This is a genomic window from Bacillus sp. T17B1 (assembly GCF_026796395.1).
GTDB lineage: Bacteria > Bacillota > Bacilli > Bacillales > Bacillaceae > Bacillus > Bacillus spizizenii_A.
This window is the reverse complement of record NZ_JALAYA010000013.1, coordinates 1-15,805: the sequence shown is the minus strand read 5'-3', so window position 1 is coordinate 15,805 and position 15,805 is coordinate 1. Positions and strand designations below refer to the sequence as shown.

The 15,805-nt window shown below is 42.1% G+C and carries 13 protein-coding genes; 7 read left to right on the top strand and 6 right to left on the bottom strand.

Annotated elements, in window-relative coordinates:
- Nucleotides 1–11: 11 nt before the first annotated feature.
- The 6 genes from mnmG to rpmH form a co-directional block, all read right to left on the bottom strand.
- Nucleotides 12–1,898, bottom strand: coding sequence for a tRNA uridine-5-carboxymethylaminomethyl(34) synthesis enzyme MnmG (gene mnmG, locus MOF34_RS07655; protein ID WP_268399589.1), 1,887 nt, complete (start codon nucleotides 1,896–1,898; stop codon nucleotides 12–14).
- Nucleotides 1,899–1,918: 20 nt separating this feature from the next.
- Nucleotides 1,919–3,298 carry a tRNA uridine-5-carboxymethylaminomethyl(34) synthesis GTPase MnmE gene (gene mnmE, locus MOF34_RS07650; protein WP_003219255.1) on the bottom strand — a complete coding sequence of 460 codons (1,380 nt, stop codon included), beginning with the start codon at nucleotides 3,296–3,298 and terminating at the stop codon, nucleotides 1,919–1,921.
- A 310-nt stretch (nucleotides 3,299–3,608) separates the two neighbouring features.
- The gene (gene jag / locus MOF34_RS07645) at nucleotides 3,609–4,235 is read right to left on the bottom strand and encodes an RNA-binding cell elongation regulator Jag/EloR (protein WP_268399587.1); all 627 of its coding nucleotides are present in this window, start codon (nucleotides 4,233–4,235) and stop codon (nucleotides 3,609–3,611) included.
- Entirely contained in the window at nucleotides 4,232–5,017 is a 786-nt protein-coding gene (gene spoIIIJ, locus MOF34_RS07640) for a YidC family membrane integrase SpoIIIJ (protein WP_050542701.1), read from the bottom strand. The genes jag and spoIIIJ overlap by 4 nt, the downstream gene beginning before the upstream one ends.
- 144 nt (nucleotides 5,018–5,161) lie before the next feature.
- Nucleotides 5,162–5,512 carry a ribonuclease P protein component gene (rnpA, locus tag MOF34_RS07635; protein WP_019716411.1) on the bottom strand — a complete coding sequence of 117 codons (351 nt, stop codon included), beginning with the start codon at nucleotides 5,510–5,512 and terminating at the stop codon, nucleotides 5,162–5,164.
- 152 nt (nucleotides 5,513–5,664) lie between these two features.
- Nucleotides 5,665–5,799 carry a 50S ribosomal protein L34 gene (gene rpmH / locus MOF34_RS07630; RefSeq protein WP_003178075.1) on the bottom strand — a complete coding sequence of 45 codons (135 nt, stop codon included), beginning with the start codon at nucleotides 5,797–5,799 and terminating at the stop codon, nucleotides 5,665–5,667.
- 619 nt (nucleotides 5,800–6,418) lie between these two features.
- Between rpmH and dnaA the strand changes: the two genes are divergently transcribed.
- The 7 genes from dnaA (at nucleotide 6,419) to gyrA (ending at nucleotide 15,469) form a co-directional block, all read left to right on the top strand.
- On the top strand, nucleotides 6,419–7,759 hold the full coding sequence (dnaA, locus tag MOF34_RS07625) for a chromosomal replication initiator protein DnaA (RefSeq protein ID WP_019716412.1): 1,341 nt from the start codon (nucleotides 6,419–6,421) through the stop codon (nucleotides 7,757–7,759).
- Nucleotides 7,760–7,947: 188 nt separating this feature from the next.
- A complete protein-coding gene (gene dnaN, locus MOF34_RS07620; RefSeq protein ID WP_268399585.1) occupies nucleotides 7,948–9,084 on the top strand; it encodes a DNA polymerase III subunit beta in 1,137 nt (378 codons plus the stop codon).
- 131 nt (nucleotides 9,085–9,215) lie between these two features.
- Nucleotides 9,216–9,431: a ribosome maturation protein RlbA gene (gene rlbA / locus MOF34_RS07615; protein ID WP_003219264.1), complete on the top strand. Its 216-nt coding sequence runs from the start codon at nucleotides 9,216–9,218 to the stop codon at nucleotides 9,429–9,431.
- Nucleotides 9,432–9,446: 15 nt separating this feature from the next.
- A complete protein-coding gene (gene recF / locus MOF34_RS07610; RefSeq protein WP_014112268.1) occupies nucleotides 9,447–10,559 on the top strand; it encodes a DNA replication/repair protein RecF in 1,113 nt (370 codons plus the stop codon).
- 17 nt (nucleotides 10,560–10,576) lie between these two features.
- Complete coding sequence (gene remB / locus MOF34_RS07605; protein ID WP_019716414.1) at nucleotides 10,577–10,822, top strand: extracellular matrix regulator RemB; 246 nt, start codon at nucleotides 10,577–10,579, stop codon at nucleotides 10,820–10,822.
- 54 nt (nucleotides 10,823–10,876) lie between these two features.
- Entirely contained in the window at nucleotides 10,877–12,793 is a 1,917-nt protein-coding gene (gyrB, locus tag MOF34_RS07600) for a DNA topoisomerase (ATP-hydrolyzing) subunit B (protein ID WP_019716415.1), read from the top strand.
- A 210-nt stretch (nucleotides 12,794–13,003) separates the two neighbouring features.
- Entirely contained in the window at nucleotides 13,004–15,469 is a 2,466-nt protein-coding gene (gene gyrA, locus MOF34_RS07595; RefSeq protein WP_019716416.1) for a DNA topoisomerase (ATP-hydrolyzing) subunit A, read from the top strand.
- Nucleotides 15,470–15,805: the final 336 nt, after the last annotated feature.

Below are 15,805 nucleotides of genomic sequence, written 5' to 3'. Positions count from 1 at the left end.
CGTCATCCTTTCTACTCGGCTATCTTCGCAATGCGTCCCTGCTCTAAATACACCAATAGAATTGAAATGTCCGCCGGGTTTACACCGGAAATGCGGGAAGCTTGGGCAACAGACAAAGGACGCACATTTTTCAGCTTTTGACGCGCCTCAGTCGCGATCCCTTTGATTGCGTCGTAATCAATTCGATCCGGAATTTTTTTGTTTTCCATCTTCTTCAGTTTTTCCACTTGCTGAAGGGATTTTTCAATATATCCTTCATATTTCACTTGGATTTCTACTTGTTCTGCTACGTCTTGCGGAACCGGCACTTCTGGCGGCGCCAGTTTTGTGACTGTTTCATAGTTCATTTCAGGACGTTTCATCAAGTCTGTGCCGCGAACTCCATCTTTCAATTCGCTTCCGCCAAGAGAACGGATATATTCTTGATTTTCCGGAGACGGCTTGATAATGACAGAGTGCAGACGTTTTTTCTCCGCTTCGATCGCCGCTTTTTTCTTCTCAAAAGCTGCATATCGCTCATCAGAAATCAATCCAATGCGGTGTCCGATTTCTGTCAGACGCAAATCAGCATTGTCATGGCGAAGAAGCAATCTGTATTCAGCACGTGATGTCAAAAGACGGTATGGTTCATTGGTTCCTTTTGTTACAAGGTCATCAATCAAAACACCAATGTAGGCGTCAGAACGGCTTAGAATCACTTCTTCTTTTCCAAGCGCTTTTCGTCCTGCATTGATGCCCGCCATAATCCCTTGTCCCGCAGCTTCTTCATAACCGGATGTTCCGTTAATTTGGCCTGCAGTGTAAAGGTTTGTGATTTTTTTCGTTTCAAGTGTCGGCCATAGCTGTGTCGGTACGATCGCATCGTACTCAATCGCATAGCCGGCTCTCATCATTTGCACATTTTCAAGACCAGGAATCGTTGCAAGCATTCTTTGCTGCACGTCCTCTGGAAGACTAGTAGACAAACCTTGAACATAAACTTCCTGCGTATTTCTGCCTTCCGGCTCAAGGAAGATTTGGTGACGCGGTTTATCATTAAATCGGACAACTTTATCTTCAATGGACGGGCAATATCTTGGGCCCGTACCTTTGATCATACCGGAATACATCGGTGAACGGTGCAGGTTGCTGTCAATAATCTCATGTGTCTCAGGGCTTGTATATGTCAGCCAGCAAGGAAGCTGATCTGTAATATATTCCACTGTTTCATATGAGAAAGCGCGAGGCACATCGTCACCAGGCTGAATTTCCGTTTTGCTGTAATCAATCGAGTCACTTTTAACGCGAGGCGGCGTACCTGTTTTAAAACGAACGAGATCAAAGCCCAGTTCCTCCAAATGCTCAGAAAGCTTAATAGAAGGCTGTTGGTTATTCGGGCCGCTTGAGTAAGACAGATCACCAAGAATGATTCGTCCTCTTAAATATGTCCCTGTCGTCATGACAACTGCTTTCGCACGATAATGCGCGCCGGTTTGTGTAATAACACCACGGCATTCGCCGTCTTCAACAATCAGCCGTTCCACAATTCCTTGCAGCATTGTTAAGTTTGGTTCTTTTTCAAGCGTATTTTTCATTTCGTGCTGGTATTGGAATTTGTCTGCTTGCGCACGCAATGCACGAACCGCAGGACCTTTTCCAGTATTCAGCATTCTCATTTGAATATGCGTTTTATCGATGTTTCTGCCCATTTCTCCGCCGAGCGCGTCAATTTCGCGGACGACAATCCCTTTTGCGGGGCCGCCGACAGACGGATTACATGGCATAAATGCAACCATATCTAAGTTGATGGTTAAGACAAGCGTTTTGGCGCCTTGGCGTGCTGATGCGAGGGCTGCCTCAACACCGGCATGCCCGGCGCCAATCACAATCACATCGTATTGGCCTGCTTCATACCCCATGATTTTAGTTCCTCCTTTTATTATTTTCCTAAACAGAATTGAGAAAAGAGCTGATCAATTAAGCTTTCGTGGACAGAATCTCCGATGATTTCCCCCAAAAGCTCCCAGCATCTTGTAAGGTCGATTTGCACCATGTCGATCGGGACATCCTGTTCGATGCCGCTAAGCGCATCTTCAATGGCTCGTTTGGCTTGCTGTAAAATAGAGATATGACGTGTGTTGCTGACATAAGTCAGGTCTCCGCTTTCAATGGCACCCGTATAGAACAGTGATTGAATCGCTTCTTCCAGATCATTGATGCCTTCCTCTTTTAATAGAGATGTCGTGACAACAGGACGTCCATTGGCAAGCTCACGGACACGCTCACTGTCAATCTTCGCCTCAAGGTCAGTCTTATTCATAATCACGATAACGTCCATGCCCTCAACTGCTTCAAAAAGCTTTACGTCTTCTTCAGAAAGCTCTTCACTATAATTAAGCACAAGTAAAATCAGGTCTGCTTCCTTTAGAACCTGGCGAGAACGTTCAACACCGATTCGTTCAACAATATCCTCTGTTTCACGAATACCTGCTGTATCAACCAGACGAAGTGGAACGCCCCTTACATTAACGTATTCTTCAATTACATCCCGAGTCGTTCCGGGAATATCGGTTACAATGGCTTTTGCCTCATGTACAAGACTGTTCAGAAGAGATGATTTTCCTACATTCGGCCGGCCGATAATGACTGTAGAAAGACCTTCTCGCAAGATTTTTCCTTGCTCAGAAGTCCTCAGCAGCGCCTCTATTTCTTTTTTCACGGCGGTTGCCTTTTCAACCAAAAGCTGATGTGTCATTTCCTCTACATCATCGTACTCCGGATAATCTATATTCACCTCAACGTGGGCCAGCGTTTCTAAAATCTCACTGCGTAAACGGCGCACCAAAGCAGAAAGACGCCCTTCCATTTGATTCATGGCGACGTTCATTGCCCGGTCCGTTTTTGCTCTGATTAAATCCATAACCGCTTCCGCCTGTGAAAGATCAATTCGGCCGTTTAAAAACGCGCGTTTCGTAAATTCACCAGGCTCTGCCAGTCTCGCTCCCTCTCTCAATGCGAGCTGAAGCACTTGGTTCACAGTCACAATTCCCCCGTGACAGTTAATTTCGATAACATCTTCACGTGTAAAAGTTCTCGGTGCTTTTAACACTGATACCATTACTTCCTCAACGACACGATCCGAAGGTCTGTCTACGATATGACCATAATGAATCGTATGTGATTCGACCGAGCTGAGTGTTTTTCCCTTCGGTCCTTTATAAATTTTATCTGCGATTTGAATTGCTTCTGGTCCGCTCAACCGTACAATCGCAATCGCGCCTTCTCCCATCGGAGTGGAAATTGCTGCAATTGTATCCATGCTTTTCACCTCTCTTTACTGATACTTTCATCTATATAAAAAATTTTTATTATGCCAAAACTAAAAGATAACATAGTTTGGTTCGAAGTGGAAGATGTGTTATCCACAGAATTAGGAATTCGCCTCCTATTACTTTAACTTATCCACATGTGAATAACAATTAATTTTATTTCCTGAACTTCCTTTTTATCAACAGGATACACCTAAAAAGAAAAAACTTAAACGGCAAAAGCTTGATATGACAAGGAAAAATAGATTTTTCTCATACAAAAAAACCGAAATCCCTTTTTTATCGGACTTCGGTTTTATGCTATCTTTTATGGGAAATAACGAGATGGCGATTTTCGCCTTCACCCATTGAATATGTTTTGATCTGGTGATTTGCATATCCACAAAGAGTATCGTGAATAATTTTTCTTTCACTGGACGGCATAGGTTCAAGATGAACTGCTTTTTTCGTTTTCAGGACCTGGTCTGCAAGCCTGATGGCCAGCTGACTCAGTGTCTCTTTTCTTTTCAAACGATAGTTTTCTGCATCCACCGTCACATTTTTATATTGACCTGGATAGCGATTAAGGACAAGCTGTGTCAAAGTTTCAAGGGCATTCAAGGTTTGTCCTCTTTTCCCAATCAACAATGCCGCTTTTTCACCTGTTATATGGAAACGCACTGCCTTTTTGCTTTCTTGAACAGTCACATCAGACTTCCCGGCAATCGCTTCGGCAATCGTTTGAAGATAAGACCTCGCTTGCTGAATCGGATCAATCTTTTCAACCAGCTTTACGACCGCCGGCTTTTTACCGAAAATACCGAGAAACCCTTTGTTTCCCTCTTCAATAACGGTAATTTCTACCTTATCCTTCGGTAATTCCAGCTCTTGCAATCCGGACTGTACTGCTTCGTCGACATTTCGCCCTGCAGCAGTCACATTCCTCACTTTTTCTTTCCTCCGGCTTTTTCCGGCTCAGGGCTTTTTTTAATATCTGGTCCTTTAATGAGGAAAGTTTGTGCAATCATAAATAAGTTACCGACTACCCAATAAAGAGAAAGAGCCGCCGGGAAGTTGATCGCAAATACTATAATCATAATCGGCATAATCCAAAGCATCATCGCCATTTGCGGATTTTGCTGCGCATTGCCCGCCATCATCAGTTTTTGCTGAACAAATGTAGCAACACCGGCAACGATAGGAAGAATATAGTATGGATCCTTTTCTCCTAAGTCAAACCATAAGAAACTATGCTCTGAAATCTCCTGTGTTCTCATGATCGCATGATAGAATCCAATTAAAATCGGCATCTGGATTAAAATCGGGAAACATCCCGCCAACGGATTGACACCATGCTTTTGGAATAAAGCCATTGTTTCCTGCTGAAGCTTTTGCTGTGTTTTTTGATCCTTTGAGCTGTATTTTTCTTTAAGCTTTTGCATTTCCGGCTGTAAAGCCTGCATCGCTTTTGAACTTCTCAGCTGCTTAATCATCAGCGGTAAAATTAATAAACGAATTAAAATGGTAACAAGAATAATTGATAGTCCATAGTTATCCCCCGTCAATTTCGCAACATACGTAATGAGCTCAGACAATGGAAATACTACGTACTTGTCCCAAAAATGCGGACTATCTGCAGTGATCGGCTCCTTCATACTCGAGCATCCAGCCAGAAGCATGAATACGCCAACCATACTTAATAGCAACCCTATTCTCCTTTTCAACAACATTTCCTCCTATAATTAATCTTTACACTCTTTTATTGCAAATCATACTTGTATGTATTTTAGCATCTTTCAGTTTTAAATGGTGTCTTTTTCTGATCAACCAGAAAGGAAGCGCTTTTAAAAGTTGTAAGCAAGCAGTGATAATGCCTACTTTGACGGAGATTTCTTATATAAAGAAGACTTCCTGAATAGATGCTGCAGACTTTTTTTCGTTTCCTCATATGTCAACTGGCTCGCCGGTTTTCTAGCAATAATGATGTAATCCTTTTCCTTCAGTCTTTCTTTCTCTTCAAGAAAAGCCTGCCGAATCAAACGTTTGACCCGATTTCGCATCACAGCATTGCCAATTTTTTTGCTGACGGAAAGCCCGACGCGCAGCTCATCGTTTTCAGGCTGATCAAGCATATATAAGACAAACTGGCGATTCGCTATTGATGTCCCATGCTTAAACACTTTTTGAAAATCTTCATTTTTCTTTAAACGATTTCGCTTCTTCAAATGACTCACTCCGATACTGGCTGGCAGAAACTTTTAAAATTTATGATGAAAATGAGATGCATCAGAACCAGGGAATACCCCCCGGTTCATTATGCATCACATCTATCTTTTTCCTATAAAGTGAAAAAAGACCACTGACATTATTCAGTGGCCTAAGCTGATAATACTTTTCTGCCTTTACGGCGACGGCGTGCTAAAACTAGACGACCGTTTTTTGAACTCATACGGCTTCTGAAGCCATGAACTTTACTGCGTTTACGGTTATTCGGTTGGAATGTTCTTTTCATTTATGACACCTCCCTCGAGGAATAGCTGTTAAAGACAGTCTTAATTATTATATTTGCGTTACCTATTCATTGTCAACTTCACTAGTGCTTTTATTTCTTGTAACCATAATAGGATACCACACCTTCCTGACTTTCGAAACCTTATTTTTTAGATTCCTTAATTTAACGAAAAAAAATCAGAAAAACTGCTCTAAAAATACGAATGTGGATATCTTTTTAGCTCTTTTTTAATATCCACAGTGGTTATCGACAACATTTTCACATTACCAACCTCTGTGGACAAGATTTTTTCAACAGGTTGTCCGCTTTGTGGATAAGATTGTGACAACCATTGCAAGCTCTCGTTTAATTTGGTATTATATTTGTGTTTTAACTCTTGATTACTAATCTTACCTTTACTCTTTATCCACAAAGTGTGGATAAGTTGTGGATTGATTTCACACAGCTTGTGTAGAAGGTTGTCCACAAGTTGTGAAATTTGTCGAAAAGCTATTTATCTACTATATTATATGTTTTCAACATTTAATGTGTACGAATGGCAAGCGCCATTTGCTCTTTTTTTGTGTTCTATAACAGAGAAAGACACCATTTTCTATGAAAAGGAGGGACGTGCTGGAGGATGGAAAATATATTAGACCTGTGGAACCAAGCCCTTGCTCAAATCGAAAAAAAATTGAGCAAACCGAGTTTTGAGACTTGGATGAAATCAACCAAAGCGCACTCACTGCAGGGAGATACATTAACGATCACGGCTCCTAATGAATTTGCCAGAGACTGGCTGGAGTCCAGATACTTGCATCTGATTGCAGATACTATATATGAATTAACCGGGGAAGAATTGAGCATTAAGTTTGTCATTCCTCAAAATCAAGATGTTGAAGACTTTTTGCCAAAACCGCAAGTCAAAAAGGCGGTCAAAGAAGATACATCTGATTTTCCTCAAAATATGCTCAATCCAAAATATACTTTTGATACTTTTGTCATCGGATCTGGAAACCGATTTGCACACGCTGCTTCCCTCGCAGTTGCGGAAGCACCCGCAAAAGCATACAACCCTTTATTTATCTATGGGGGCGTCGGCTTAGGAAAAACACACTTAATGCATGCGATCGGCCATTATGTTATAGATCATAATCCTTCTGCCAAAGTTGTTTATCTATCTTCTGAGAAATTTACAAACGAATTCATCAACTCTATCCGAGATAATAAAGCCGTCGACTTCCGCAATCGCTATCGAAATGTTGATGTGCTTTTGATAGATGATATTCAATTTCTAGCGGGGAAAGAACAGACTCAGGAAGAATTTTTCCATACATTTAACACATTGCACGAAGAAAGCAAACAAATCGTCATTTCAAGTGACAGACCTCCAAAAGAAATTCCGACACTTGAAGACAGACTGCGTTCACGTTTTGAATGGGGCTTGATTACGGATATCACGCCGCCAGATTTAGAAACGAGGATTGCAATTTTAAGAAAAAAAGCCAAAGCGGAGGGCCTCGATATTCCAAACGAGGTTATGCTTTATATCGCAAATCAAATCGACAGCAATATTCGGGAACTTGAAGGAGCATTAATCAGAGTTGTTGCTTACTCATCTTTAATTAATAAAGATATTAATGCTGATCTGGCCGCTGAGGCGTTGAAAGATATTATTCCTTCTTCAAAACCGAAAGTCATCACGATAAAAGAAATTCAGAGGGTAGTAGGCCAGCAATTTAATATTAAACTCGAGGATTTCAAAGCAAAAAAACGAACAAAATCAGTAGCTTATCCGCGACAAATCGCCATGTACTTATCGAGGGAAATGACTGATTCCTCTCTTCCTAAAATCGGTGAAGAGTTTGGAGGCCGTGACCACACGACCGTTATTCATGCGCATGAAAAAATTTCAAAACTGCTGGCAGATGATGAACAGCTTCAGCAGCATGTAAAAGAAATTAAAGAACAGCTTAAATAGCAGGACCGGGGATTAATCGGGGAAAGTGTGAATAACTTTTCAGAAGTCATACACAGTCTGTCCACATGTGGATAGGCTGTGTTTCCTATCTTTTTCACAACTTATCCACAAATCCACAAGCCCTACTATTACTTCTACTATTTTTTAAAAATATATATATTAATACATTATCCGTTAGGAGGATAAAAATGAAATTCACGATTCAAAAAGATCGTCTTGTTGAAAGTGTCCAAGATGTATTAAAAGCAGTTTCATCCAGAACTACGATTCCCATTCTGACTGGTATTAAAATTGTTGCATCAGATGATGGCGTATCCTTTACAGGAAGTGATTCAGATATTTCAATTGAATCCTTCATTCCAAAAGAAGACGGAGATAAGGAGATCGTCACAATAGAACAGCCTGGAAGCATCGTTCTGCAAGCCCGCTTCTTTAGTGAGATTGTAAAAAAACTGCCGATGGCAACTGTAGAAATCGAAGTGCAAAATCAGTATCTGACGATTATCCGTTCAGGCAAAGCTGAATTTAATCTAAACGGCCTGGATGCTGATGAGTATCCGCACTTGCCGCAGATTGAAGAACATCACGCGATTCAGATTCCAACTGACTTGTTAAAAAATCTAATCAGACAAACAGTATTCGCGGTGTCCACCTCAGAAACACGCCCTATCTTGACAGGTGTAAACTGGAAAGTGGAGCGAAGCGAATTATTATGCACTGCGACGGATAGCCACCGTCTTGCATTAAGAAAGGCAAAACTTGATATTCCAGAAGACAGATCTTATAACGTCGTGATTCCGGGAAAAAGCTTAACTGAACTCAGCAAGATTTTGGACGACAACCAGGAACTGGTAGATATCGTGATCACGGAAACCCAAGTTCTGTTTAAAGCGAAAAATGTTTTATTCTTCTCACGGCTTCTGGACGGAAATTATCCAGATACAACCAGCCTGATTCCGCAAGAAAGCAAAACAGAAATCATTGTGAACACAAAAGAATTCCTTCAGGCAATTGATCGTGCATCTCTTTTAGCCAGAGAAGGACGCAACAACGTGGTGAAGCTGTCTGCGAAACCAGCTGAATCCATTGAGATTTCTTCCAACTCACCTGAAATCGGAAAAGTTGTAGAAGCGATTCTTGCTGATCAGATCGAAGGTGAGGAATTAAATATCTCATTTAGTCCAAAATATATGCTGGATGCACTAAAGGTGCTTGAAGGAGCAGAAATACGAGTAAGCTTTACAGGTGCAATGAGACCTTTCTTAATTCGCACACCGAATGATGAAACGATTGTACAGCTTATCCTTCCTGTCAGAACCTATTAATCCGATACACTGCTGCCGACCCTTTCGGCAGCTTTTCTATTCGGTATCTGCTCCGACAAGTTTTCCCTTTCCCTATTTCGTTTTTTTTTAGTACAATTAGATATTAGTGATATTTGAAAGAGGTCGATATAATGGCAAATCCGATTTCAATTGATACAGAGATGATTACACTCGGGCAATTCTTGAAATTAGCCGATGTCATCCAGTCAGGCGGTATGGCGAAGTGGTTTTTAAGTGAGCATGAAGTGCTTGTGAACAACGAGCCGGACAACCGCCGCGGCAGAAAGCTGTATGTTGGAGATGTGGTAGAGATTGAAGGATTTGGTTCATTTCAAGTCGTCAATTAAAGCGGGTGACAATGATTGTATATCCAGAACTTAGAACTGACATCTTACCGCAACTACGACCATGCTGAACTTCAATTTGAAAATAAAGTAAATGTGATCATCGGAGAAAACGCCCAGGGGAAAACAAATCTCATGGAGGCGATCTATGTCTTGTCCATGGCGAAGTCGCACAGGACGTCAAATGACAAAGAACTTATACGATGGGACAAAGACTATGCTAAAATAGAGGGAAGAGTGATGAAGCAAAACGGGGCGATCCCGATGCAGCTCGTCATCTCCAAAAAGGGTAAAAAGGGCAAGGTCAATCATATTGAACAGCAAAAGCTCAGCCAGTATGTCGGGGCCCTCAACACCATTATGTTCGCGCCGGAAGATTTAAATCTTGTAAAGGGAAGCCCTCAAGTGAGAAGGCGGTTTCTTGACATGGAAATCGGACAGGTTTCTCCTGTTTACCTGCATGACCTTTCTCTTTACCAGAAAATCCTTTCCCAGCGAAATCATTTTTTGAAGCAGCTGCAAACAAGAAAACAAACTGACAGAACGATGCTCGATGTTTTAACCGATCAGCTTGTAGAAGTTGCGGCAAAAGTCGTCGTAAAACGCCTGCAGTTTACAGCGCAGCTCGAAAAATGGGCTCAGCCTATCCATGCGGGCATCTCAAGAGGGCTTGAAGAGCTGACCCTGAAGTACCATACGGCTCTTGAGGTATCAGATCCTAAAGACTTGTCGAAAATAGGAGATAGCTATCAAGAAGCGTTTTCTAAATTAAGAGAAAAAGAAATTGAGCGCGGTGTTACGCTGTCAGGGCCTCATCGTGACGATGTTCTTTTCTATGTGAACGGACGCGATGTGCAGACGTATGGTTCTCAAGGACAGCAGCGAACCACGGCATTGTCCCTTAAGCTGGCGGAGATTGACCTGATCCATGAAGAAATCGGAGAATACCCCATTTTACTATTGGATGATGTACTGAGTGAGCTGGATGATTATCGCCAGTCACACTTGCTTCATACGATCCAAGGCCGTGTGCAAACGTTTGTCACAACGACAAGCGTTGATGGCATTGATCACGAAACCTTACGTCAAGCAGGAATGTTCCGTGTGCAAAACGGTGCGTTAGTGAAGTGAAGAAATGAGGTGGGCAATTGTATATTCATTTAGGTGATGACTTTGTGGTTTCAACACGAGATATTGTCGGCATTTTTGACTTTAAAGCCAACATGTCGCCTATTGTTGAAGAATTTCTGAAAAAACAGAAACACAAGGTGGTGCCTTCCGTAAACGGCACGCCCAAATCTATCGTAGTCACGGTTCAGAATATATATTACTCTCCCTTATCTTCCGGCACATTAAAAAAACGTGCGCAATTTATGTTTGAAATAGATTCTTAGAAATTTTTGATCACGAATATATCGTTTAGAAAAGTGTAGGTGAATGACGTGGCTATGGAACAGCAGCAAAACAGTTATGATGAAAATCAGATACAGGTACTAGAGGGATTGGAAGCTGTTCGTAAAAGACCAGGGATGTATATCGGTTCAACAAACAGCAAAGGCCTTCACCACCTGGTATGGGAAATTGTCGACAATAGTATTGACGAAGCCCTCGCCGGTTATTGTACGGATATCAATATTCAAATTGAGAAAGACAACAGCATCACGGTAATAGATAATGGCCGTGGCATTCCAGTCGGTATTCATGAAAAAATGGGCCGTCCTGCGGTAGAAGTCATTATGACAGTGCTTCATGCTGGAGGAAAATTTGACGGAAGCGGTTATAAAGTGTCAGGAGGATTGCACGGTGTAGGTGCGTCAGTCGTAAACGCGCTTTCAACCGAGCTTGTTGTAACAGTACACCGTGACGGTAAGATCCACCGTCAAACCTATAAACGCGGAATTCCGGTTTCAGACCTTGAAGTCATTGGCGAAACAGATCATACTGGAACGACGACACATTTTGTCCCTGATCCTGAAATTTTCACAGAAACAACTGTGTATGATTATGATCTGCTTGCTAACCGCGTGCGCGAATTAGCCTTTTTGACAAAAGGCGTAAACATCACGATTGAAGATAAACGTGAAGGACAAGAGCGCAAAAATGAGTACCATTACGAAGGCGGAATTAAAAGTTATGTAGAGTATTTAAACCGTTCTAAAGAAGTTGTCCATGAAGAGCCGATTTACATTGAAGGCGAAAAGGACGGCATTACGGTTGAGGTGGCTTTACAATACAATGACAGCTACACAAGCAACATTTACTCATTTACAAATAACATTAACACGTATGAAGGCGGTACCCACGAAGCGGGCTTTAAAACGGGTCTGACTCGTGTTATCAACGATTACGCCAGGAAAAAAGGGCTTATTAAAGAAAATGACCCAAACTTAAGCGGGGATGATGTAAGAGAAGGGCTGACCGCGATTATTTCAATCAAACACCCTGATCCGCAGTTTGAGGGCCAAACGAAAACAAAGTTAGGCAACTCAGAAGCGCGGACGATTACCGATACGTTATTTTCTACGGCAATGGAAACATTTATGCTGGAAAATCCAGACGCGGCCAAAAAAATTGTCGATAAAGGTTTAATGGCGGCAAGAGCAAGAATGGCTGCGAAAAAAGCGCGTGAATTAACACGCCGCAAGAGCGCTTTGGAAATTTCAAACCTTCCTGGTAAGTTAGCGGACTGCTCTTCAAAAGACCCGAGCATCTCCGAGTTGTATATCGTAGAGGGTGACTCTGCCGGAGGATCTGCTAAACAGGGACGCGACAGGCATTTCCAAGCCATTTTGCCGCTTAGAGGTAAAATCCTGAACGTTGAAAAAGCCAGACTGGATAAAATCCTTTCTAACAACGAAGTACGCTCTATGATTACAGCACTCGGCACAGGTATTGGGGAAGATTTCAACCTGGAGAAAGCCCGTTACCATAAAGTTGTCATTATGACAGATGCCGACGTTGACGGCGCGCACATCAGGACACTGTTGTTAACGTTCTTTTACAGATATATGCGCCAAATTATCGAAAATGGCTACGTGTACATTGCGCAACCGCCGCTCTATAAGGTTCAGCAGGGGAAACGTGTTGAATATGCATACAATGACAAGGAGCTTGATGATCTGTTAAAAGCTCTGCCTCAAACGCCTAAGCCGGGATTGCAGCGATATAAAGGTCTTGGTGAAATGAATGCTACCCAGCTATGGGAAACAACCATGGACCCTAGCTCTAGAACACTTCTTCAGGTAACTCTAGAAGATGCTATGGATGCGGATGAGACATTTGAAATGCTAATGGGTGACAAAGTAGAACCGCGCCGAAACTTCATAGAAGCGAATGCGAGATACGTTAAAAATCTTGACATCTAATCATAAAAAGCCTTATTTCCAATTAGAAATAAGGCTTTTTTCTGAACAAGGGCAGATGCAGTAAAGCTTGCAATACCTATATATTCTAGCAATTTAATGTGTATAATCATAAGTTTATTGATATAATGGAGAATAGTGAAATCGTATTGAAGATCATAATGGACAATCTACTCCCACATATTTCATGTGATACTTCAGGGAGGTTTTTTAATGAGTGAACAAAACACACCACAAGTTCGTGAAATAAATATCAGTCAGGAAATGCGTACGTCCTTCTTGGATTATGCAATGAGCGTTATTGTGTCACGTGCTCTTCCAGATGTTCGTGACGGTTTAAAACCGGTTCATAGACGGATTCTGTATGCAATGAATGATTTGGGCATGACGAGTGACAAGCCTTATAAAAAATCGGCGCGTATCGTCGGAGAAGTTATCGGGAAATACCACCCGCACGGTGATTCAGCGGTATATGAATCCATGGTCAGAATGGCGCAGGATTTTAACTACCGTTACATGCTCGTTGACGGTCACGGGAACTTCGGTTCTGTTGACGGAGACTCAGCGGCTGCCATGCGTTATACAGAAGCAAGAATGTCTAAGATTTCGATGGAAATTCTTCGAGATATCACAAAAGACACAATCGATTATCAGGACAACTATGACGGGTCAGAAAGAGAACCCGTTGTAATGCCTTCAAGATTTCCGAATCTGCTTGTAAACGGCGCTGCCGGCATTGCGGTAGGTATGGCAACAAACATTCCTCCGCATCAGCTTGGAGAAATCATTGACGGTGTACTAGCTGTCAGTGAGAATCCGGACATGACAATCTCAGAGCTTATGGAAGTTATTCCAGGGCCAGATTTCCCGACTGCCGGGCAAATCTTGGGACGAAGCGGTATACGGAAGGCATACGAAACGGGCCGAGGCTCTATTACGATTCGGGCAAAAGCTGAGATTGAACAAACATCTTCAGGTAAAGAAAGAATTATCGTTACAGAGTTACCTTACCAGGTAAATAAGGCGAAATTAATCGAGAAAATTGCTGATCTCGTTAGGGACAAAAAGATAGAGGGCATTACAGATCTGCGTGATGAGTCAGATCGTACAGGTATGAGAATTGTCATTGAGATCAGACGCGATGGCAATGCGAATGTTATTTTAAACAACCTATACAAACAAACTGCGCTACAAACATCTTTTGGTATCAATCTGCTTGCGCTTGTTGACGGCCAGCCGAAAGTTTTAAATCTAAAGCAGTGCCTAGAGTATTACCTTGACCATCAAAAAGTCGTAATCAGACGCCGTACGGCATATGAATTGCGTAAAGCGGAGGCGAGAGCTCATATCTTGGAAGGTTTGAGAATAGCTCTTGATCATCTCGATGCAGTTATTTCCCTTATCCGTAATTCTCAAACGGCTGAAATAGCTAGAACAGGTCTAATTGAACAATTCTCACTGACAGAGAAGCAAGCACAAGCGATCCTCGATATGAGGCTACAGCGTTTAACAGGATTAGAACGTGAAAAGATCGAAGAAGAATACCAATCTCTTGTTAAATTAATTGCAGAGCTAAAAGACATTCTGGCAAATGAATATAAAGTGCTTGAGATCATTCGTGAAGAACTCACTGAAATCAAAGAGCGCTTCAACGATGAAAGACGCACGGAGATCGTCACTTCTGGACTAGAAACAATTGAAGATGAAGATCTTATCGATAGAGAAAATATCGTCGTCACTCTGACACACAACGGGTACATCAAACGTCTTCCTGCATCAACTTACCGCAGTCAAAAACGCGGCGGAAAAGGTGTACAGGGGATGGGAACAAACGAAGATGATTTCGTTGAGCATTTGATTTCTACGTCAACTCATGACACGATTCTCTTCTTCTCGAACAAGGGGAAAGTGTATCGTGCAAAAGGGTATGAAATCCCTGAATACGGCAGAACAGCAAAAGGAATCCCGATTATTAACCTGCTGGAGGTAGAAAAGGGTGAATGGATTAACGCAATTATTCCAGTCACTGAATTCAATGCGGAGCTTTACCTTTTCTTCACAACTAAGCACGGGGTTTCAAAACGAACTTCGCTGTCTCAGTTCGCTAATATCCGCAACAATGGCCTAATCGCTCTTAGTCTTCGTGAGGATGATGAATTGATGGGTGTACGCCTGACTGACGGTACAAAACAAATGATCATCGGAACGAAAAATGGTTTGCTGATCCGTTTCCCTGAAACAGATGTCCGGGAAATGGGAAGAACTGCGGCAGGCGTAAAAGGCATCACCCTGACCGATGACGATGTTGTCGTCGGCATGGAGATATTAGAGGAAGAATCACATGTCCTTATCGTAACTGAAAAAGGTTACGGAAAACGAACTCCGGCTGAAGAGTACAGAACCCAAAGCCGGGGCGGTAAAGGACTCAAAACAGCGAAAATCACCGAGAACAACGGCCAATTAGTAACAGTAAAAGCTACTAAAGGTGAAGAGGATCTAATGATAATTACGGCCAGCGGCGTACTCATTAGAATGGACATCAATGACATCTCAATCACCGGTCGTGTCACTCAAGGTGTACGCCTCATCAGAATGGCGGAAGAAGAGCATGTTGCTACAGTAGCATTAGTAGAGAAAGACGAAGAAGATGAGAATGAAGAAACACAAGAAGAAGTGTGAGAAAAGCGCAGCTGAAATAGCTGCGCTTTTTTTTTACTATAACCCTTTACAGGTAAAAGAATTATGGTATAATCATTTCTGTTGTCTTTAAAAGACACAAACATGACTAGCAAAAACTTTTTTAAAAAAGTGTTGACCTAGTTAACTAAAAATGTTACTATTAAGTAGTCGCTTCGAGAGAAGCACACGAAGTTCTTTGAAAACTAAACAAGACAAAACGTACCTGTTAATTCATTTTTAATAAAATCGCACAGCGATGTGCGTAGTCAGTCAAACTAAGGCCTGCATGACGCAGGTCACACAGGTGTCGCCGCAGGATGCGGTGAACTTAACCTG